We start from the raw sequence: 21,106 nt of genomic DNA on the forward strand, positions 1-21,106 counted from the left end.
GAATGAACGGGAGATTAACGGCCGAGGAAGTCAACGCGAGTCTGAACCGGTTGGAAGGCTGGTCGCTGGAAGAAAGCGGGAAATGGATCGCAAGAAAATACCGTTTCCCCGCTTTCATGGATAGCATCAGGTTTGTGGGGGAGGTCGCCCGGATTGCGGAGGAGCTGAACCATCATCCGATGATTTCCGTTGATTATCGATTGGTCACGCTGCGTCTTACCTCGTGGAACGCCGGAGGATTGACGGAGCTTGACTTTGCCAGTGCCCAAAGGTGTGACGAAGCTTATGGAGGCTTTGGGAAATGAATGTCAATCGTTTCCAACCTTATGCAGACCATACCATGCAGTGGAATTCTTCCATGCCTGTAGGAGTCATCCTCGCGTAAGTATCCGTGATGGCAAAACCCGCACGGGTATATACGCGGATGGCTCTTTCGTTCCAGGTCATCACTTCCAGGTCGATTTCGTTTTGGGGTGATAACCGTCTGGCTTCTTTTACAATGGCTTCTACAAAATAAATTCCGTTGCCCAGGCCGCACAGATCGGGACGCATGCCCAGGCCTAACCGGGTAACGTTCACAAGCGGAAAAAATTGCGCAAACCCGCTCAGCTCCCCGTTCGAGTCCAGTACGGCACGATATTGATTGACTCGCACTTCGGAATCGGCAAACTCCTCTTGATCGGACAGCATAAGCTCCCATGGACGAAAATGGTATGTATGATAAGGCGGCGGATAAGTCCAGCTGCAAATGCTGCGGCAGTGCGCCTCTGTGAGCGGAGCAATGGTAAAAATCAGGGGTTCGTTGGGTGCCACTTTCTTTTCAGCTTCTCCCTTCCGTTGTATACTGTTAACTATACAGCATATCACCCTATCAAAGGAAGTGATTGGATATGAAGCATGTACGGAGTCAAGAATGGTTGTTTGAGCACGGCATCCAAGATCATGTGGTGATCGCGGACTGCCGATTTATATTGGGCCAGCCGGAGGCAGGGAAACAAAGCTATGAAATGGATCATATTTGCGGAGCATTTTATTTTGATCTGGAGCGCGATTTGTCGGGACCGAAAGAGAAGCACGGAGGGCGCCATCCGCTTCCCGATCTTGAGGAGCTGGCTGCCAAGCTTGGACGGGCGGGTATCGACCGGAATTCCGTTGTTGTCGCTTACGACGACCAAGGCGGCGCGATGGCATCGCGTTTTTGGTGGCTGTTGAAGTATCTCGGTCATGACGAAGTCTACATTCTGGATAAGGGCTACTCGGAGTGGAAGGCAGCGGGATATCCCGTAACGGAGGAGCCGCCTGTGGAGCGCCAGGCCGTATTTACACCGCAGGTGCGCAGTGAGATGCTGGCGAATGTGGAGCAGGTGAAGGACGGGATGACACGCCAAGGAACGGTGCTTGTGGATTCTCGTGAGGAAAAGCGTTACCTGGGGATGGAAGAACCGATCGATTCGGTTGCCGGACATATTCCGGGAGCGAAGCCGTATTTCTGGAAAGAAGGATTGCAAGCTTCAGGAGGGTGGAAGGATTCCCCGGCGCAAAGGGCCAGATTCGCCAACCTGAGCAATGCCGATGAAATCATCGTTTATTGCGGTTCCGGCGTGACGGCCTGCCCTAACGTGCTGGCACTTAGCGAGGCCGGCTTCGACAACGTCAAGCTGTACGCGGGCAGCTGGAGCGATTGGATCAGCTACAAGGACAACCCGGTAGCGACGGGAAAAGAATAAGGAATGGCCGTTTCCGCTTCGGACGCGGGTTGGAGGACTGCGATCGTTTGCCGTTTGGCGACCGATCCAGTCCTTTTTATATGATTTTGGCTGGGGCTGCTTTCGCCTTTACGAGTCGGTATCGACGGATTTACGCTGACCGGACCGTAAGACGTCTTTGTATACGTCAATCGCTCTGGCTCGCGAGGCTTTCAAGTCTACGATGGCGTGCGGACGCGGCCGGTGAATTTCTTTGTCGGTCAATCGGGCGAGCTCGGGCAGCCAGCGGCGGATATAGGCCCCTGAAGGGTCGTACGTTTCCGATTGGGTTACCGGATTCATAATCCGGAAGTACGGCACGGCATCGAAGCCGAGCGAGGCGCACCAAAGCCAGCCTCCCCGGTTTAACACGTTGTCGTAGTCGGCGAGCTTGTAACGGAAGCAGCGCTCTCCATAAGGGAAGGGACACAATAAATTTTTGGTCAGAAACATCGCGGTAATCATGCGCAGCCGGTTGGGCATCCAGCCGGTCGCGTTCAGCTGGGTCATGGCGGCGTCAATAATCGGAATGCCGGTGCGCGCTTGCGTCCAGGCTCTGAAATGCTGAGAATCCAGAGCGGAGAAATCGTAGCGTTTCTCATATTGGAAGTAGTCGGGATCAAGCCACGATTGATAAATGTAGAAATCGCGCCAGGCAAGCTGGCGAAGCCAAGGCTCCACAGCGGTATCGCCAACCATCAGCCGTTCGTAGACCATGCGAACCGACATGGCGCCGACGTTCAGGTGACGGCTCATACGGCTGGTCTCGTCGCGGGCGAAGCGGTCGCGTCCTTCGGCGTAGCCTGCAAGACGTTCTCCGAGGAAGTCTGCAAGCGCCTGCTCCGGCTCGGGCAGCTCCGGCAGAGCGCCCGGAGCCAGCAAGGCGCTCAGCTCCGGCGGGAGAGGGAACGCTTGCGCCACACCATCGGCGAGCGGGACCGTCCGGAGGTCGCCGATGGTTACTGCAGACGCCGGGCGGTACCGCTCGTGCAGATACTCACGCCAGCGGCGGTAGAACGGCGTGAAAACCTTGTACGGCTCATCCCGCCCGGACCAGCGCTGAAAGTCGCGCAGGTCGATAAGCGGCAGCTCGCCGTACGCGGTGACGCGCACGCCGTACTGTTCAGCTGCCTCGCGCAGTGCGCAGTCCCGGACCGTCGCATACGGGGTGTAGTCCTCGTGGAACACGAGCTCCTCCACCGGATGCTCCGCGAGCAGCCGGCTCAAAGCGGCCTGCGGCTCGCCATAAAGCACGTGCAGCCGCTGGCCGGCTGCCGCATAAAGCTGCTGCAGCCGCCGGACATGCTGCAGAAAATTGACGCCGCTGTGCTCGCGGTGACGTTCCTGTTTCAGCAGGAACGGGTCGAGCAAAAGCACATGCAGGCTGGGGCAGCGGCGTTCGCGGATCGTGACGAACGCCGGCATATCCTCCACCCGCAGATCCTTGCGGTGCAGAAACAAGATCAAGCCTCATACGCCCCTTTACAGCCGGATCCGGCAGGTTTATTTGAAATATAGAAAGCCCTGCAGGCTTGTCCGTCCGGTGCGTCCGTTTATACGAACGATCGGATCGGGCCAAACGCTGAGGGCTTCCGAAGTTGCATTGCGAATCCGTTGACCGTATCAGTTGGTGTCGGTCATCAGCTGTTGATACTGCTCGTCCGACAAAACACGTCGGGCTGTCACATAACGATTGGCGTAGTAAGATTCGCTCATTTCACTAATCGTAACGCCTTTGTTCGTAGCGGAGTGGTAGAACATGCCGTTTCCAACATATACGCCCACATGGGAAATGCCTCTGCCGTCGGTGTTGTAGAACACGAGATCACCGGGACGGAGCTGGTCTTGGGCTACCCATTGACCCGCTTGGGCTTGGCTTTTGGAGGAACGAGGAAGATCGATACCGAACTTGTCGAACACCCAAGAAGTGTAGCCGGAGCAGTCAAAGCCGCTGGTCGTAGTACCGGCCCATTTGTAAGGCGAGCCTAAACCCGCGTTTACCGCTGCGCTTAGCGGGGTTTCAGCAAATGCGCTGCCTACGGAAACGCTGCAAAACATAGCTAAAGAAAGTGCAAAACCTACAAGCTTCTTCTTCAAAAAATGTTTCCCCTTCCGGTGCCTACGAGGTTAGCTGAAGGGTTCGGTTGAAGGTTCCCTATGATCACTGACGGTGTCGAGATCAATTCACCCGGTTAATGGATCCCCCGTTTTCTTAAAACAGAAATTCGGCAAAATTTTCATTTTTTTGATTCCGAGTAGATATATTCGGGAAAAAATGCACTTTTCCTTCCTTTGTCACAAAATTGACATATTTTATCCGTTTAAAGTGAAACCTTTTTGTTTAAGGAAATTCGGGATATGAAATCACCCCTTTATAGAAAAGCACAAAACGGCGGCGCTTTTCCGCCTGACGTGGTTCAACAGCTTGCGACAGCACAAACGCACCGGTCGGAATGACCGGTGCGTTTGCAATCTTTTCATATGGTGTTCGCTACGCTTTCTCCGTCCAAAGCGCATATTGTGTGCTGATGGCCCACACTTTGAAGAACATTTGAACAAGCCGGTATGCCTGTAATCCGACCAAGGCCAAAAAGCCGGCCCAGAAGAACGCGGATGCCATCACGGCGGCGGACACCGCCAAAGCGATGCCTGTTACGGTAAGAGAAGCCAGCATAATGGCAGGCAGATGGCGAATCACAAACAGCATGGTAAAGATTGCAGATCTGCCATCGGCCTTTCCGATTTGAAGGAACAGGAAGATCAGCTGAAGCATAAACCAATAGACGATGCAGCCGGCTATCGCCGGCGCCAGCGCTTTCCCAAAGGCCATATAGGAAGCTTGATGTCCGTACAGCTCTATCGAATGGGGGATCAGCCAGTAGAGCGGGGAGAGCATCAGCGCCAATTGGACCGCGTAGAGGCCGAGGAAGGGAAGAGACAGCTTTCGGATGCCTTCCACGAACCGGTAGCCTGCATTCAAGTCCCGATGACGAAGCGAGTAGTATACTCCTGCATTGAGCATCGGATGGACCAGCATTCTTAATCCTAGAAGGCTGATTCCCCACCACCAAAACGGCTCCAGCAAATCCGTCTTCATCATCTGAAAATGACCTTCTATCCAGAATATCTGCGAAGCGGTCACTGGCAGGTCGCTCCCCGGATAACGATGCAGGAGGGGGAGGACGACGGATTGAATCAGCTTATACAGCACGACGCCCCAAATGAGATGATATATAAAGAGGGTAAAGACGGCAAAAGGCTGCTCACAGGCTAAGCTCCAGCCCGTTTTGATCCGGTTCCACATGTTCCTCACTCCCCTCACCATGCGACCCAGCCGAACAAGGTCTCCAAAATTTTCACAACGCTCATGTTCCATCGCAGCGATAGCTGCGAATCGACTTCCGTTTTCATATAGCTGTTGATCCGTTTGTTCTCCAGCACGATAACGTAATCCGGGTCTATAGCCGCCCACCTCAGCGGAGCGGCATGATTCAGCTTCATGATGACCTCGCTGTCGGCGCCGTCCCAGGTTTTATCGAGCTGCGTGCCGTCGGCAAAATGGAACCGGACAGGTACGTTGGGATAGGTACCTCCAAGCTTGCGCAGCTGTACGCTGTTTTCATAGTAGGTTTGGCCATTATCTGTCACCTGCTGCACTTTGATCCCGGTGATGGCGTAGTCGACCATCATGCCGCTATAGACATATTGGTCAAAAAACGGCTTCCAGTCGGTTTTCGTTACATCTTCTGCGACTTTTTGAAAATCCGTTGTGGTCGGGTGCTTGAACTTCCAGCGCTGAAAATACGTTCGCATGATCTTGTCCATGGTCTCCGGACCGACCTGACGTTCCATGGCTTTGAGCACCAGCTTGGCCCGGGTATATACATTTTCGGCATAGTGATGGTGTCCGTCATAGCTCCAGGCGTTCTTCTTGAGTGCGGCCGGATGGGTGATGTAGCTTGATTCCACGAGCAGATTCGGGCGAACGCCGTATTCCGCTTCCATTAACTTGTCTTCGGCATAAGAGGTGAAGCCTTCATCCAGCCATGCCTCTTCAAATTCGTTGCTGGCAACCATACCATAAAAGAATTGGTGGCCTATCTCATGGACTACAACCCTTTCCAGCTCCAGGGTCGGATTTTCTTCGATAGCTCCCCATGCGGTAATCAGCGTCGGGTATTCCATTCCCCCGGCTCCATTGGCCTCTTCCGGCGGCACGACGATCGACAGCGTATTGTAAGGGTAATTACCGTACCACTGGGAGTAGCGGGCGAGCGCTTTTTTGGCTGCTGTCATGTAACGGGCCTTCAGGTGCTCATGCTTTGGATCGAGATACAGCTTGATGCGGACCCCGGGCAGATGCGAAGTGGCATAGGGCTCTTCATGGTATATAAAATGCGGCGAAGCGGCCCAGGCAAAATCATGCACATCGTCGGAGTAAAACGAGTAGGTTTTCGTTTTGCCGTCATCGGAGACGGGCTTGGTCGGGAAGCCGGTAGCCGCTACTTTATGGGTGGAAGGCACTTTGATTTTCACGTCGAATATGCCAAAGTCTGCATAAAACTCCGAACTTCCATGATACTGGTGCAAATTCCAGCCTTCATCGGTACGTCCCCGTGTGCCTTTGGGCTCGTATACGGCGATTTTGGGAAACCATTGCCCGGCCATCACAAAATCGTTCGCATAGCCCATTCTGGCGAAGACTTGCGGCAGCTTCACGGAAAATTGGGTATGCAAATTGACTTTTTCCCCGGGCATGACGGGCTTCGGAAGCGGTACCCTGATTAAGGTTTTATCGTCCTTGTTGCCGTCATCGGGCTGAACATACGCTATGCGGTCGACCAGCTCCATCTCGGAGCCGTCAAGCGCCCGAATGGAACTGACCGTCATGCTGCCGAAGCTGCCTTCCTTCTGGGTATCGTCGCGCAGCCTTCCTCCGGATTCCTTCATGAACGTCGTTTTCTTTGACTCGAACGCATTCGGATACAAGTGAAAATAAAGCTCCTGCACCGGTTGACTTCCCGGGTTTTTCCAGGTCAGCGATGAGGTGCCTTTAATCATCTTTCCTTCTGCGTCGAGCTCCACGTTCAGGTGATACTCGACAATACGGTTGGACAGCGGCTTGGGCGCCGGTTTCTCCACGGGCTTGACCGGCAAGCTTGGCGGAGCGGGAGGTGGAGCTGCCGGCTCCGTCATTCTTCCGCTGACCGGCTCAGCATGTGCGGTCGGCAAAAAAATGCCCGTAGATGAGCCGTCCGCTTGTCCTTTGGCTTGAGGCCAGGGAGGCGCCCCGACGATGGAATGCCCGGCAGTTAACCTTATGGGCTTCAGGCTCAGCGGATTTATTCCCCCTTCGGCAGGAAAAACGGCAGGGTAAGCGGCTTCGGCAGAAAGCTTCCATCCAGTGGCAGGCGCTCCCGAACGGAAGTCGGCCGGCAGAAGGGCGTTGGTCAGCAGTGTGACACCGCAGACGAAGATTGTAAGTAGGCCCCAGGGTACGAGGGGGCCGCCGATTCGTTTTTTCATCCATATTCACCCCGTTGACAAGCATCTACAGCATGTATATGTATGTAGGACGAGGATTATTTCTGCCTTTTTATCAGTAAGGCTGTTTCTCGGGCTTTTCAACTTATACGGACAGGTCCCGGTTTATTTACATGCTCCTGTACTTTAGCTACAATAATAACGAGCGAGACCGATTTTACGGAACTGTGAATAAAGGATAGGGATGGTGTGCCTTATGGATATAAATGATAAGAAAAAATTGCCTTCGCTGAATATTGTCAGCAGCAAAGAAACGAAGCACCGCGGGTTTGGCCAAGGCTCGATCGACCTGAGCCAAATGTCCTGCGTCATTATTGACGAAGGAGAAGCTTACATCGATCAGGGGGCGCTGCACGCTAAGAGCAAGATTGAAAAAGGGATCAAGTTTACCACAAACAAGGATGAGGTGCCAAACGGCCGTCCCTGCTGGATCGTTTGGGTGGCCGTGGATTTCAAGGAAGAGGGAAAGTACTACGCGGGAGTGACTTCCTGCGAGATGACGGTTGATCCGGAGGCACGCAAAGGCTGGAAAATTCTCGCCGACCATGTAAACCGTATGGATGCCGCGCTAAAACGCCGCTTCATGCTCGACAACCTCGGGGAAAAAGAGAAGGCCGCTCTCAAAAAATTGATGATCGACAACGACCCCGGAATGTGGGAACGCTCCGAAAACGTACTCAAAGAAGCGCTTGCGTAAATTTTGTACATTATGTGACGGTCATTGAACGACCTGCCATAACGATGTATACTAATGCCTAGTATATGCACCATATACTAGGACAGCAAAAAGGCAGACCTCCGGTCTGCCTTTTTGTGTTGCCCGAAAACGGCCGGATACCTCCTCGTGCCGAAAAAAGGCAAGGTCCATTGACGTCGATTGGTTGACCAAGTTAAATATAAGATTTATACTAAATCTAAATATAAAATAAAGGGATGAGCAGCTATGAACAAGATCAATTTAACTGCACAGCGCAAAGCGGTACTTGAAGCGGTTCAATATGACGATGGACATCCGACAGCCGCGGAGGTGATGGAGAGATTAAGAGAGCAGGGCCAGCAGTTCGCCTATGCTACGGTATATAACTCGCTTAAGTATTTGACGGATGTCGGACTGCTTCGTGAGCTTAAATTAGGAGAAGCGGCAAGCCGGTATGACGCAAGGGTGGACGATCATCATCATATTGTTTGTAAACAATGCGGACGTGTGGATGAAGTGCTGAGTCCGACTCCAGCCGAATGGATCGCAGAGGTGGAGAAGACAACCCATTACAGGATTAATCATTCCCATGTTGTCTTCGAGGGGGTGTGCGGTACATGCAATCAGCTCAAGGCGTAAATCATTCCCAGCCTCTTGAGATCATGGATCAAAGCCTAATGCCGGAGGGGAGCGTATGCACCCATACGCAAAGAGTGATTGTGATCAGCCCGTTTCCGAATCGGTTGAGCGGGCTGATTGGAAAGCTGACCTCGGACTGCTTCGATGTGCTTGTGTTCCATCGTTATGATCCCTTAATGATGAAGGAGATTTCCGTACATTCGATCGTCTATGATTTGACGGCATCTCAAGACGTGGAGCGGGACGCACAGTACGCATCCTCTTTATTTTCACATTCACAGCAGCAGCCCCGTCTTCTTTTCTTGGTCAATGGGCTGATACCGTCAGGCGAGATAGCGGGTTCGGCTGCCGAATGGATAAGCTGGCCTGCCGACGATATCCTAGAGGCCGTACGGCGCATAAGCCAAGCCGCTCCGGCTTCCGGTTTTGCACCTGCATCCGATGCCTCCTCCGGCCAAAGCTCCTTTAAGGATTTGCTGGTCGATTCCAGAAAAATGACGGCGTACCGGGGGCAGGCGCGGCTTGATTTGACCAAGACGGAATATGAGCTGCTGCAGCTTTTTCTTCAATCGGAGGGTGCGGTGCTTTCACGGGAAGACATCTTGAATCAGATCTGGGGAAGCATGTATTTCGGTGGCAGCAACGTGGTGGACGTTCATGTGAAAAGCTTGAGAAAGAAGCTCGGCGATTCCGCCGGGAAAGCCCGGTATATCGCTACGGTAAGAGGTGTCGGCTACCGGCTGGCGGATGAGTGAGCGGTACCTTCGCCTTCATCTTTCCTTCATGTAATCTTCATTCGAACATCATGATTTGAAGGTCAGCGCATGTTAATATCATATCAAGATTTAAATTAAGTCTAAATTTAAATATAAGGAGCTGCTTGATATGAATAACAGACTGACGACAAATCAGGGTGTGCCGGTAGGCGATAATCAAAATTCGAGAACGGCGGGTCAACGGGGACCGACATTGCTGGAAGACTATCATTTACTTGAAAAGCTGGCTCACTTTGACCGCGAACGGATTCCGGAGCGTGTCGTTCATGCCCGCGGCGCAGGCGCTCATGGCGTATTCCGGACGGAAGCCGGCATGAAGGCATATACGAAGGCTCACTTCCTGCAGGAGGCAGGGAAGGAGACGCCGGTTTTTGTAAGATTCTCTACGGTAATTCATGGTACAGGGTCACCGGAAACGGCCCGCGATCCCCGCGGATTTTCCGTGAAGTTTTATACAGAGGAAGGCAACTATGATTTGGTAGGCAACAATCTGCCGGTGTTCTTTATCCGCGATGCGATTAAGTTCCCGGACATGGTTCATTCCTTAAAGCCTGCTCCGGACACCAATATTCAAGATCCGGCAAGGTATTGGGATTTTATGACCTTGTCTACTGAATCTACACATATGATGACCTGGGTATTCTCCGACTACGGGACTCCCGCCAACTATCGGCAAATGGACGGCTTTGGCGTTCACGCCTTCAAGTGGGTGAATGCGGACGGCAAGGTCGTTTATGTGAAATATCATTGGAAGTCGCTTCAGGGCGTTGTGAATTTGTCGGCTGACGAGGCACGCGAAGTGCAGGGCGGAGATTTTAACCACGCTACTCGTGATTTGTTCGACAACATCGAAAAGGGCAACTTCCCGCAGTGGGAGCTCCATGTTCAGATGATGCCGGTAGAGCATTTGGACCGCTTTGCGTTTGACCCGCTGGATGCGACCAAGGTATGGCCTGAAGATATGTATCCTTTGCACAAGGTCGGCACCATGACGTTGAACCGGAATCCGCAAAACTATTTCGCAGAGGTGGAGCAGTCCGCATTTGCACCGAGCGTATTGGTTCCCGGGATCGAGCCGTCGGAGGACAAGCTCCTTCAAGGCAGACTCTTCTCCTATCCGGACACCCAGCGGTACCGTTTGGGCGCCAATTACCTGCAAATTCCGGTCAATTGCCCGTATGCTCCGGTAAGAAATCATCAGCGAGACGGCTTGATGAATGTGAAGCAGGATCCTAGCCCGGTCAACTACGAGCCGAACAGCTTCGAGGAAAGTCCGAAGGAGACTCCGGAGTATGCGGAAAGCCGTTCACCGCTTCATGGCGCTGCGGGACGCCAGCGTATCGATAAAACGGACGATTTCACCCAGGCCGGCGAACGTTATCGCAGCTTCACCGATCAGGAGCGCGATCATTTGATCAGCAATCTGGTCAATGATTTGAAGCAGACCAATGAAAACATTCAACTTCGTGCCGTTTGCAACTTCTTCCGTGCGGACCGTGAGTACGGTATGAGACTTGCGCAAGGCCTCGGCGTCGACATCAGCCAATTTATACCGAAAAACTAAATAGAAAAAAGAATTAAGAGAAAAGGGAGGTAAACGTTATGCAGCAAAACTTGCACGAAACGCTCAATACACAAATCGCCAATTGGTCCGTCTTGTTTGTTAAGCTCCACAATTATCATTGGTATGTGAAGGGCCGGCAATTCTTTACGCTTCATGCCAAATTTGAAGAGCTCTATACGGAGGCGGCAGCCCATGTGGATGTGCTTGCTGAACGTCTGCTGGCGCTGGGAGGTCAGCCTGTCGCTACATTGAAGGGCTACTTGGAGCAGGCTTCCGTCAAAGATGCAACAGGCGGTGAAACGGCCGAACAAATGGTCAAATCGATCGTTGACGATTTTGAAATCATTGTCGGTGAATTGAAGGACGGTATGAAGCTGGCTGAATCGCAGAAAGACGAAACGACCGGCGATATGCTGCTCGGCATTCATTCCAGTCTCGAAAAGCATGTATGGATGCTGAATTCGTTTTTGGGTAAATAAGCGTATACGACGTAGAGGGGTGTCCGCACACCCCTCTTTTTGCGGTTCTGCCGCTGATTCGCTCCGCACCTTTCGCGTCCCCAAGACTTCGTCCTTATCCGTTAACTGTTCCACCAGCGCTTCAGGTCTTCCCACCATGTGCCGTTCTGATTTCTTTTGGCCGGAGGGGTGTCTTTGCCGCCTTCGCTCTGTACCGGCTGCTGCGTGCAGTATTCCGTTGGCTCCGTGCCTTCAACGAAAGCCTCCATCCGCGAATCGGGACAGCTCTCGTTGGCGAGCTTGCCGCTTGCCGGATCGATGTAGACGTTCACGACGCCCTCGGGGATCGGGAACAGCTTGGGGGGCACCGACTCCAGCGTACGCTCCGTGAACTCGGCGAAGACCGGCGCTGCGAGGTGCGATTCAACCGCGCTGATGTTGCGGTCTTTATCATATCCGACCCACACGGCTGTCGACAGCTCCGGCGTGTAGCCGACAAGCCACGCGTCCGTGTTCGTCGTGCCGGTTTTGCCGGCCACAGGGCGTTTAAGCACGCGCGATACGCGGCTTCCAGTGCCGCCCTGATCGAACACGCTCTCCATGAGCTTGGTCAGCACATAGGTGTACGCGGGCTCGATGACCGTCTCCTGCTTCGGGGCGGCCTCGTAGAGCACGCGTCCGCGCCGGTCCTCGATGCGCAGAATCGCCGTCGGTTCGACGCGAACCCCTTGATTGGCCAAAATGCCGAAGGCTGATGCCATCTCGAACGGGCTGACCGGAAAGGTGCCGAGCGCCAAAGACGGCATAGGCTTCATCGGACTCGTGATGCCCATCCGCCGCGCCATCTCGATGACACGCTCCGGTCCGGTTTCCAGCACGGTATGCACTGCAAAAATATTATCCGATTTGGCGATAGCGGTCCGCAAATCAATCCAGTCAAAATATTTATTGCCGAAATTGCTGGGTGTGTAGGTTTGTCTGCCCTGATCATAGGTGAATGTCGTCGGCTCGCTGAGAAACCGGGTAACCGGGGAGAACTGCTTTTCCTTCAAAGCGGTTAAATAAACGATCGGCTTGAAAGACGATCCCGGCTGCCGTGTATTTGCGAACGCGCGGTTGTATTGGTTTTGTCCGTAGCTGCGCCCGCCGACCATCGCCTTGACATAGCCGCTGCGAGGGTCGATCGCAACCAGTGCCGTCTGCAGCTCCGGGTAGTCCTTCAGCTGCTCTGAGATGACCTCTTCAGCAATCTTCTGCGCTTTCAGATCCAGAGATGTATAGACCCGAAGCCCGCTCTCCTCGAATTCCTTTTCCTCCATGCCAAGCAGCTCCGTCGCGGCTCCCCGTACATAGTCGCGGAAGTAGGGCGCGGTTATCGGCTTTTTCTCCTCCAACGGCAGGATATTCAGCTTTTCCCGCGCCGCCTCATTCGCTTGATTTTGCGTAATATAGCCGGCCTCGACCATGGTTTGCAGCACCGTTTGTTGCCTGTCCATCGCATTTTGCCAATCATAGTAGGGGGAATAATACCGCGGACCTTTAGGGATCCCAGCCAGCAGCGCGCTTTCGGCAAGAGACAGCTCTGAAGCGTTCTTGCCGAAGAACAGCAGGGAGGCTGCTTGAATACCGTATGTCGAGTGACCGTAATAAATTTGATTCAAGTACTGCTCCAAAATTTGATCCTTGCTCATTTGGAGCTCCATTTGCACGGCATAGTAGGTTTCCTTCATTTTGCGCGCCCAAGTTCTCTCGTGCGTTAAATACAGGTTCCGCGCGAGCTGCTGGGTAATGGTGCCTGCTCCCTGAACCTTGGACATATGCTGAAGGTTGACCCAGGCGGCCCGGGCTATGCCTTTGGGGTCAAAGCCGTAATGACTGTAAAAGTTCCGGTCCTCAATGGCCAGTGTCGCTTCAATGACCTTCGGGGACATTTCCTTCAAAGAGATCATCTGGCGGTTTTTGCTCCCGCCGTACGCTTCGATCATGGTACCGTGAACATCGTACATTTCGGAGGCCATGGCCATTTTGGATACGGGAAGCGACTGTGAACGCATGAACAGCAATAGAACCAGCATCACGGCCGCGCCCAGAAGAAGACAAGTAAAAGAAAAAGAGATCCACGCCTTTATACGCTTCACTAAACGATCGAAGGGATCGCTTTCCGCGGCAGTCCGTCTGCTCCGCTCCTCGTTCATGTCATTCACTCCTTCCCAAAGAAAATAGGTTCTATTCTCCAGTATGGAAAAACATAGAAAACCGTATTCATGCGAATGTAACAGAAACGTTAAATTTTTTTTAAAATCCTTTGGATTCCCTGCGTTCGTATTTGCATTTTCGGGTAGATACACTATAATACAATTTGACATGCAAGAGACCGGCTAAAACATACCAAAATAATAGTTGTCCGCCCGTCCTGCGGTTTCTCCATTGGGATGGAAGCCGATGAAAATGCGCTTATGCGAAAGGTGGAATTACATATGGAATTGTGGTACACAGAGAAACAAACCGATAACTTCGGCATTACAGCCAAAATCAGCAAGACTCATGTCACTGAAAAAACGGATTTTCAAGATCTTGCTATGATCGAAACGGCCGAGTGGGGCACGATGCTCGTGCTGGACGGAATGGTTATGACTACCGTGAAGGATGAGTTTGTTTATCATGAGATGGTGGCCCATCCTGCGCTTTATACGCATCCAAACCCGAAGCATGTTCTGGTCGTCGGCGGCGGCGACGGCGGCGTCATCCGCGAAGTGCTGAAGCACCCGGAAGTGGAAAAAGCGGTCCTCGTCGAAATCGACGGCAAAGTCATCGAGTATTCCAAGAAGTACCTGCCTTCCATCGCCGGCGAACTGGACAACCCGCGCGTAGAGGTGATCGTCAACGACGGCTACATGCATATTCACGATCATAAAAATACTTATGACGTCATCATGGTGGACTCCACCGAGCCTGTAGGTCCGGCTGTTTCCCTGTTTACACAGGGCTTCTATAAAGGGATTTACGATGCGCTTAAGGAAGACGGTATCTTTGTTGCGCAAACGGACAACCCTTGGTTTAAGGCGGACCTGATCCGCAACGTAAACCGCGACGTAAAAGAGATTTTCCCGATTGTGCGCGTATACTGCGCTAACATTCCGACATACCCGAGCGGCCTCTGGACGTTCACGCTGGGCAGCAAAAAGTATGACCCGCTTGCTGTCGACGAAACGAAAATTCCGGAGATCGATACGAAGTATTACACGCCGCGCCTGCATAAAGCAGCCTTCGCACTGCCGAAGTTTGTTGAAGATTTGACGAAGTAATCGCCAAAACCAAGGAGATCAGAACCTATGAAACTCGATCAAAAATATTCCGGCAACGTCTTTATTCTCAGCTCGGACGACTATGCGGCGTCCCGTGCGGTGATTTACGGCATGCCGATGGACTATACGGTCAGCTTCCGTCCGGGCTCCCGGTTCGGCCCTTCGCGCATCCGCGAGGTGTCGATCGGTCTGGAGGAGTACAGCCCGTATTTGGATAAGAGCCTTGAAGAAATCACTTATTTTGATGCGGGCGATCTGCTGCTGCCTTTCGGTAACGCAGGGCGCAGCTTGGAGATCATCGGCGAGTACGTACGCGGTCTGCTGGCTGACGGCAAATTCCCGTTTGGTCTGGGCGGCGAGCATCTTGTATCCTGGCCAGTCATTCAGCAAGTGTATGCCAAGTATCCGGACCTCGCTTTGATTCATATCGATGCCCATGCCGATCTGCGCGAGCAGTACGAAGGCGAGCCGCTGTCCCACTCGACGCCGGTCCGCAAAGCGGCTGCGCTGATGGGCGGCAAAAACATTTATCAGTTCGGCATCCGCTCAGGCTCCCGTGAGGAGTTCCAGTTCGGACGCGAAAACATTAACTTCCACCCGTTTGAAGTACTCGAGCCGCTGAAGAAAGTGCTGCCGGAGCTAGCCGGCCGCCCCGTTTATTTGACCATCGATATCGACGTGCTTGATCCGATGTGTGCTCCGGGCACGGGAACCGCGGAAGCAGGCGGCATTACGTCCAAAGAGCTGCTCGCAGCGATTCACGCCATGGCTGCGTCGGAGCTGAATTTCGTCGGCGCCGATATTGTCGAAGTGGCACCGGCCTATGATCCGACAGAACAAACCCAAATCGTAGCCAGCAAGCTGATCCGAGAAATGCTGCTGGGCTTGGTAAAGTAATCGATAAATGATAAAACCGGCCTTTCCGTCTTTTTTCAGGCGGAGGGGTCGGTTTTGTTTGTATAATCGTATATTCAGGGGCCTCAGCCTCCTTAGGCTTGGCGCTGGGTGAGCACGGTCAGCTCCGTCCGGTACAGGAACAGGATTGGCTGTAGCGGTGCATCATAAGTAGCTGTCGCCTCTGCTTTTCTATACCATAAGTATACCAGAAATGACGGGAGAGGATCGTTGAAATGACGGACAAGCAAACGGCGTCTGACCACAGGCGCCGGGTCGACATTACTTTAGAAAGCTTGGCTGCGGGGGAACGCATCGTGCGGCGTATGGAAGGCGACTTGTTTTTCAAGGGGAAGCAGGTGTACGTTCGCTATGATGAGCCGCCGGAAGCGGAGATGGGTCAAACTGTTACTACGGTCAAGGCGGAAAAGGGAGAGCTTCGTATCGTACGGCATGGGGATGTCCGGTTTGAACAAACCTTTATCCCCGGGAAGCGGCATAGAGGATACTTGCAAACCCCGCAGGGTCGGATGGAACTGGAAACGGAAACGCTCAGTTTGGAGGTATGGCAGAGGGATACTCCGATCAGCTTAGACGGCATCGAGGCTCCGGAGGACCTGCTGACGATTGACTGGAGCTATAAGCTGTCCGTTATGGGCGAAAGTGCCGGGGAATACCGTCTTTTGCTTCGTGTAGTTCAGCGGAAGAGTCCGGTTCAGCCGCCCCTGACCAGCTAGCAGACTTTATTTGTTTAAGGCTGTTACCGCGCGCAAAGCATGAATTTCTTTGATGCTGCTTATTTTTTTTCTGGATTTGATAATAAACCTGGAGCTTTTGCTTAAAATTCTCTTGATCGTGAAAGGCTTTAATCCAGGTCTTCGCGCAAGCATGAGTGCGATGACTCCCGACACGTGCGAGGTGGCCATCGAAGTGCCGCTCAGCTCATGGTATTTGCCGCGCGGCCAGGTGGAATAAATTTTCTCCCCGGGAGCATAGATATCAATTTGCCGGCCCACGTTGCTAAAAGGTGCAATGCGTCCCTTGCGCGTAGTGGCCCCGACGGCAATAACCTGGCGAAGCCGTGCGGGGTAATCCACTTCCGCTTGTTTACCTTCGTTGCCCGAGGAAGCGACAATGACGATACCCGCCTGGTAAGCGCTGAGGACTGCAGCCTCCAGTGCTTTGCTGTACGTTTTCATGCCGAAGCTCATATTAATCAGTTGAATACCGTTTGAGACGCACCATTCAATCCCGCTGACAATGTCCGATACAAAGGCTCCGCCCTGGTGATCGAACGCTTTAACCGGATGAATGAGCGCGCCGGGTGCCACGCCGATCATTCCTTTATTTTGGTTATAAGCGGCGATGGTTCCTGCGATATGTGTTCCATGGCCGTTATCGTCGATAGGAAGCAAATGGCGGTTTAGAATGTTCACGCCGCGGGAGAGGCAATGGCGAAGATCGGGATGGGAATAATCCGCTCCGGTATCGATGATGCCGATACGTACTCGATCGCCCCGTGATTTGGTCCAAGTCTGGGGTGCACGGATATGGCGGACTCCCCAGGGAATGACCGGTTTCTCGATTCCCCTGCTGTCTTCGGAGGGTGAATGCGTTCTTGCCATATTCTTATTCCTGAAGCTGTGTACTTGTGCACGGTTGTCCTCTTCAATGAAGTGGATAAAAGGAATGGAGTTGAGCTTTTTTGCCGTCCGCAAAGGACATGAGATACCGCGAATCAACCTCAGAGGCTGAATGTGCTGAAGCAGGGGCAAAGCTTTGCGCTGCCGGATGAATTGCCTTGCAAAGGCAGCGTAATCGTGCCCATGAGCAAAACGGATGATATGCCGCCTCTCGGCATTTTTCGAATCGTCCACCGCTTCATGAAGCCACGCGACAAATGTTGAAGGATTCATTGTTTTTTCCCCCTGGCTGACGAGCATTCCTTTATGTATCGTATGTAGTGGGGAATCCTTCCGTATGAGCGCATAACCTTATGTCAAATAAATAGGTTGCAGGCCGTGTCAAAGGGCTGGGGCTTACATAGGATATCAAGGGGGGTGTCTAATGTTCTCCCTTCCAGGATCAGAGGAACAAGTGGCGGGCCGATGAGTCCGGCTTTGGTCTTTTGAGGGTACAGTCAGAGCGAAGGGTTCTTCATACAGGGCAGCCCGGTGGTTTTCGGGAGTTGGCATATGAGGAATCCTTCGTTTCATTTTGGGCTTTTCTTATAAAACCCCGGCAACCAGTTGCATTTTTAGATAAAATAAGGTTTACTAATTGAAGATAGTGGATATTGTAGTGGTAAAAGTTGACGACTGTGAGCGCCTGCGCTCCTCTGAAAACAGTTGCAGCGTATATAAATGTCGGAAGGGATGTGCCCCGAAATGAGTGCTCAGAACCTGCTTAAAATCGGTGCGGAGCAAGCCAAGGAAATGCCTATGGTGGATCTCGCCTTTGAATTGCTGAAGGCGGCGAATACGCCGTTTTACTATCGGGATCTGATGATGGAAATTGCCAAAATTAAAGGTCTGTCCGATGACGAAGTCATGCAGGTCATCGCACAGCTATATACTGAGATCAACATTGACGGCCGTTTTGCGTGTGTAGGCACCAATCTGTGGGGCCTGAAGCGTTGGTATCCTGTGGAAAAATCCGAGGATGCCATGTCCAGCGGCAAACGTCCGCGCATTATTAATGACGAAGATGACGACCTTGATGATGAGGATTTGTTTGCTGAAGAAGAAGACGCATTCACGGAAGAAGAGGATTACGATAGCTACGATTCGCCTCGCGACGACTTCGACTCGGATGAAGAGGTGGAGGAAGAGACCGAATTCTTCGAAGAAGAGGATTCCGAGGATGAAGAGTTGGATGATGTCGAACTAGATGATGAAGACTCCGAGCTGGAAGAGGATGCCGACGATCTGGATGAAGAAGACGAAGACGCTGACGACGATAAAAAATGACAAATAAAAGCAGCTTCTCGTTTCTCCTTGACAGCTTGGTCCGATCAGAGTAAACTATTTTCTGGGCTTTGGATAAACGTTACGGACCATGAGGTCCTTTTGGATAAAAGTGCCCCGCCGAAGCGGGGGGCTTTTTCTTTTTTTTAGGCAAGCTAAACTTGGGAGGTATTACATAATGACAAAGTATATTTTCGTGACCGGAGGCGTTGTTTCTTCGCTTGGCAAGGGCATTACAGCTGCGTCGCTCGGAAGATTGCTCAAGAACCGGGGGTTAAAAGTCACGATTCAAAAATTCGATCCGTATATCAATGTTGACCCGGGAACGATGAGTCCTTACCAGCATGGAGAAGTGTTCGTGACCGACGACGGAGCGGAAACGGACCTTGACCTTGGTCATTATGAGCGTTTCATCGACATCAATTTGTCGAAAAACAGCAACGTCACGACCGGTAAAGTGTATTCCTCGGTCATTGCCAAAGAACGCCGGGGCGAATACTTGGGCGGTACGGTACAAGTGATTCCGCACATCACTAACGAGATTAAGGAGAGGGTATTCCGTGCCGGACGCGAAGCCCAGTCGGATGTGGTCATCACTGAGATTGGCGGTACGGTAGGCGATATCGAAAGTCTCCCGTTCCTTGAAGCCATACGTCAAATTAAAAGCGACATCGGCCGGGATAACGTCATGTATATTCATGTCACGTTGATTCCTTATTTGAAGGCGGCTGGAGAAGTCAAAACCAAGCCGACTCAACACAGCGTAAAAGAGCTCCGCGGCATCGGCATTCAACCTCATGTGATCGTCTGCCGTACGGAACACCCGCTGGCCGAAGACATGAAGCGTAAGCTGGCGCTGTTCTGCGATATCGATCCGGGTGCGGTGATCGAAGCGCGCGATGCGGAGACGCTGTATGAGGTTCCTATGATGCTTCGCGAGCAGGGGCTTGACGACATCGTGGTCAATCACTTGAAGCTGTCGACAAACGAGCCGGATATGACGGAATGGGAAAACCTGATTAAACGCGTTAAATCACCTAAAGAAGTGACCGAAATCGCCATTGTCGGTAAGTACGTAGCGCTTCACGACGCTTATCTGAGTATTGTTGAGGCGTTGGGCCATGCCGGTATCGATTGCAATACCGAAGTGAAAATCCGCTGGGTGAATGCGGAGGAAATATACGACCACAACGTCGGTGAGCTATTGGGCGGCGTACACGGAATTCTGGTTCCGGGCGGATTTGGAGATCGCGGTATTGAGGGCAAGGTAACGGCGATCCGTTATGCCCGTGAGAATAAAGTTCCGTTCTTCGGCATCTGCCTCGGCATGCAGGTGGCTGTCGTCGAGTATGCTCGTTCGGTGCTCAAGCTTGAGGGTGCAAACAGCTCGGAAATTCATCCTACGACGCCTTATCCGGTCATTGATCTGCTGCCCGAGCAGAAGGATATTGAGGATTTGGGCGGAACGATGCGCCTTGGCTTGTATCCTTGCAAGATTAAAGAGGGATCGCTTGCGATGCGCTGTTATGAGGACGAACTCGTATACGAACGTCACCGTCACCGCTACGAGTTCAACAATGAATACCGCGACACGCTTGAAGCTGCAGGCTTGCAGGTGTCGGGTACAAGTCCTGACGGCCGTTTGGTGGAAATCATTGAATGTCCGGACCATCCGTGGTTTTTGGCGGTGCAGTTCCATCCGGAGTTCACTTCGAGACCGAACCGTCCGCAGCCGCTGTTTAAACACTTTGTTCAAGCGGCTTACTCCCACGCACGGTAATATTGGTTAGTCTGGAGTGCCCTGCCCTCCGTATGGATAGGCGGACAGCCGAATAAATATAGAAAAGGGGGGCGTTGCCCCTCCTATATCGGTAATACGGACGAAGTCTGTAATGTCTGCTTGATTTGTAAATCTTTTCAAATTTTTTTGCCGGAGACAGCAGGAATCGTGTTCCCGGTATAGAATATTTTGTTAGGTATACAAATCAGGACGGAATTTCCAGGTTTGATTAGGGAAACCAAAACGGGAGGGTACTCATTTGAAGAAGAAATTGCTCATCGTAGACGACCAGAACGGTATCCGTATTTTGCTGATGGAGGTATTCAGCAGCGAAGGGTACGAAACCTACCAAGCTTCCAATGGCAAGCTTGCGTTGGAGATCGTAAGAAACGTGTCGCCTGATCTTGTTCTTTTGGATATGAAGATTCCCGGTATGGACGGTCTTGATATCTTGAAGCACATCAAAAGTATTGACGCCTCGATCAAAGTCATCATGATGACGGCTTACGGGGAACTGGATATGATTAAAGAAGCAACCGATCTTGGAGCGATTATGCACTTTACGAAGCCTTTTGATATTGATGAGCTTCGGCAAGCCGTCAATCAGCATCTTCGTTCCTCGAATAACAGCTCATACGCCGTGGGATCCTGAAAAGGGTCTCTTTTTTCTAAAGAAGCGACAAAGCTTACGTTCCAAAGAAGACCGAACATTCGATTGATGCTGGAAAAAAACCGATC

Annotated in this window: 20 protein-coding genes and 1 riboswitch; of the genes, 13 read left to right on the forward strand and 7 right to left on the reverse strand. The window is 52.3% G+C overall.

The features are described 5' to 3' along the window. Nucleotides 1-2 precede the first annotated feature (2 nt). A complete protein-coding gene (locus tag ACZYR9_RS11890) occupies nt 3-305 on the forward strand; it encodes a 4a-hydroxytetrahydrobiopterin dehydratase (RefSeq protein WP_488978702.1) in 303 nt (100 codons plus the stop codon). Between the two features lie 19 nt (nt 306-324). Here the strand turns inward: ACZYR9_RS11890 and ACZYR9_RS11895 are convergent, their stop codons facing one another. After that, nucleotides 325-813: a GNAT family N-acetyltransferase gene (locus tag ACZYR9_RS11895; protein ID WP_488978703.1), complete on the reverse strand. Its 489-nt coding sequence runs from the start codon at nt 811-813 to the stop codon at nt 325-327. Between the two features lie 77 nt (nt 814-890). Here ACZYR9_RS11895 and ACZYR9_RS11900 point away from each other — a divergent pair, with 77 nt between their 5' ends. Further along, the gene (locus ACZYR9_RS11900; RefSeq protein ID WP_488978704.1) at nt 891-1,727 is read left to right on the forward strand and encodes a sulfurtransferase; all 837 of its coding nucleotides are present in this window, start codon (nt 891-893) and stop codon (nt 1,725-1,727) included. Between the two features lie 108 nt (nt 1,728-1,835). Here ACZYR9_RS11900 and ACZYR9_RS11905 read toward each other — a convergent pair whose 3' ends face one another. The 4 genes from ACZYR9_RS11905 to ACZYR9_RS11920 form a co-directional block, all read right to left on the reverse strand. After that, complete coding sequence (locus tag ACZYR9_RS11905) at nt 1,836-3,212, reverse strand: cryptochrome/photolyase family protein (RefSeq protein ID WP_488978705.1); 1,377 nt, start codon at nt 3,210-3,212, stop codon at nt 1,836-1,838. Nucleotides 3,213-3,368: 156 nt separating this feature from the next. Next, nucleotides 3,369-3,842: a C40 family peptidase gene (locus ACZYR9_RS11910; protein ID WP_488978706.1), complete on the reverse strand. Its 474-nt coding sequence runs from the start codon at nt 3,840-3,842 to the stop codon at nt 3,369-3,371. A 4-nt stretch (nt 3,843-3,846) separates the two neighbouring features. Next, nucleotides 3,847-3,986: riboswitch (cyclic di-AMP (ydaO/yuaA leader) on the reverse strand. Between the two features lie 250 nt (nt 3,987-4,236). Beyond that, a complete protein-coding gene (locus ACZYR9_RS11915) occupies nt 4,237-5,049 on the reverse strand; it encodes a hypothetical protein (protein WP_488978707.1) in 813 nt (270 codons plus the stop codon). 14 nt (nt 5,050-5,063) lie between these two features. Further along, nucleotides 5,064-7,271 carry a M1 family metallopeptidase gene (locus ACZYR9_RS11920; protein WP_488978708.1) on the reverse strand — a complete coding sequence of 736 codons (2,208 nt, stop codon included), beginning with the start codon at nt 7,269-7,271 and terminating at the stop codon, nt 5,064-5,066. A gap of 214 nt (nt 7,272-7,485) precedes the next feature. Between ACZYR9_RS11920 and ACZYR9_RS11925 the strand changes: the two genes are divergently transcribed. The 5 genes from ACZYR9_RS11925 to ACZYR9_RS11945 all read left to right on the forward strand — a co-directional run bounded on the left by ACZYR9_RS11925 (nt 7,486) and on the right by ACZYR9_RS11945 (nt 11,444). Continuing rightward, nucleotides 7,486-7,986, forward strand: coding sequence for a YwhD family protein (locus ACZYR9_RS11925; protein WP_488978709.1), 501 nt, complete (start codon nt 7,486-7,488; stop codon nt 7,984-7,986). A gap of 246 nt (nt 7,987-8,232) precedes the next feature. Beyond that, a complete protein-coding gene (locus tag ACZYR9_RS11930) occupies nt 8,233-8,625 on the forward strand; it encodes a Fur family transcriptional regulator (RefSeq protein ID WP_488978710.1) in 393 nt (130 codons plus the stop codon). Continuing rightward, a complete protein-coding gene (locus ACZYR9_RS11935) occupies nt 8,604-9,380 on the forward strand; it encodes a winged helix-turn-helix domain-containing protein (protein ID WP_488978711.1) in 777 nt (258 codons plus the stop codon). Before ACZYR9_RS11930 ends, ACZYR9_RS11935 begins: the two co-directional genes overlap by 22 nt. A 130-nt stretch (nt 9,381-9,510) precedes the next feature. Further along, nucleotides 9,511-10,965 carry a catalase gene (locus ACZYR9_RS11940; RefSeq protein WP_488978712.1) on the forward strand — a complete coding sequence of 485 codons (1,455 nt, stop codon included), beginning with the start codon at nt 9,511-9,513 and terminating at the stop codon, nt 10,963-10,965. Between the two features lie 38 nt (nt 10,966-11,003). Continuing rightward, on the forward strand, nt 11,004-11,444 hold the full coding sequence (locus tag ACZYR9_RS11945; protein ID WP_488978713.1) for a Dps family protein: 441 nt from the start codon (nt 11,004-11,006) through the stop codon (nt 11,442-11,444). Between the two features lie 101 nt (nt 11,445-11,545). Here ACZYR9_RS11945 and ACZYR9_RS11950 read toward each other — a convergent pair whose 3' ends face one another. Then, nucleotides 11,546-13,618 (reverse strand): transglycosylase domain-containing protein, encoded by a 2,073-nt coding sequence (locus ACZYR9_RS11950; RefSeq protein ID WP_488978714.1) that lies wholly within the window; start codon nt 13,616-13,618, stop codon nt 11,546-11,548. A 282-nt stretch (nt 13,619-13,900) separates the two neighbouring features. Here ACZYR9_RS11950 and speE point away from each other — a divergent pair, with 282 nt between their 5' ends. The 3 genes from speE to ACZYR9_RS11965 all read left to right on the forward strand — a co-directional run bounded on the left by speE (nt 13,901) and on the right by ACZYR9_RS11965 (nt 16,359). Next, a complete protein-coding gene (gene speE / locus ACZYR9_RS11955; protein WP_488978715.1) occupies nt 13,901-14,728 on the forward strand; it encodes a polyamine aminopropyltransferase in 828 nt (275 codons plus the stop codon). A gap of 27 nt (nt 14,729-14,755) precedes the next feature. Continuing rightward, a complete protein-coding gene (gene speB, locus ACZYR9_RS11960) occupies nt 14,756-15,625 on the forward strand; it encodes an agmatinase (protein ID WP_488978716.1) in 870 nt (289 codons plus the stop codon). A gap of 233 nt (nt 15,626-15,858) precedes the next feature. Then, nucleotides 15,859-16,359, forward strand: coding sequence for a YwiB family protein (locus tag ACZYR9_RS11965; RefSeq protein WP_488978717.1), 501 nt, complete (start codon nt 15,859-15,861; stop codon nt 16,357-16,359). Nucleotides 16,360-16,365: 6 nt separating this feature from the next. On the opposite strand, the gene ACZYR9_RS11970 is transcribed toward ACZYR9_RS11965, so the two are convergent. Next, nucleotides 16,366-17,538: a S8 family peptidase gene (locus ACZYR9_RS11970; RefSeq protein WP_488978718.1), complete on the reverse strand. Its 1,173-nt coding sequence runs from the start codon at nt 17,536-17,538 to the stop codon at nt 16,366-16,368. A 471-nt stretch (nt 17,539-18,009) separates the two neighbouring features. Here ACZYR9_RS11970 and rpoE point away from each other — a divergent pair, with 471 nt between their 5' ends. The 3 genes from rpoE (at nt 18,010) to ACZYR9_RS11985 (ending at nt 21,020) form a co-directional block, all read left to right on the forward strand. Beyond that, a complete protein-coding gene (rpoE, locus tag ACZYR9_RS11975; RefSeq protein WP_488978719.1) occupies nt 18,010-18,591 on the forward strand; it encodes a DNA-directed RNA polymerase subunit delta in 582 nt (193 codons plus the stop codon). 175 nt (nt 18,592-18,766) lie between these two features. Further along, complete coding sequence (gene pyrG / locus ACZYR9_RS11980; protein ID WP_488978720.1) at nt 18,767-20,368, forward strand: CTP synthase; 1,602 nt, start codon at nt 18,767-18,769, stop codon at nt 20,366-20,368. A gap of 259 nt (nt 20,369-20,627) precedes the next feature. Continuing rightward, nucleotides 20,628-21,020 carry a response regulator gene (locus ACZYR9_RS11985; protein ID WP_054817043.1) on the forward strand — a complete coding sequence of 131 codons (393 nt, stop codon included), beginning with the start codon at nt 20,628-20,630 and terminating at the stop codon, nt 21,018-21,020. Nucleotides 21,021-21,106 lie beyond the last annotated feature (86 nt).

Source organism: Paenibacillus sp. F024 (assembly GCF_057814255.1).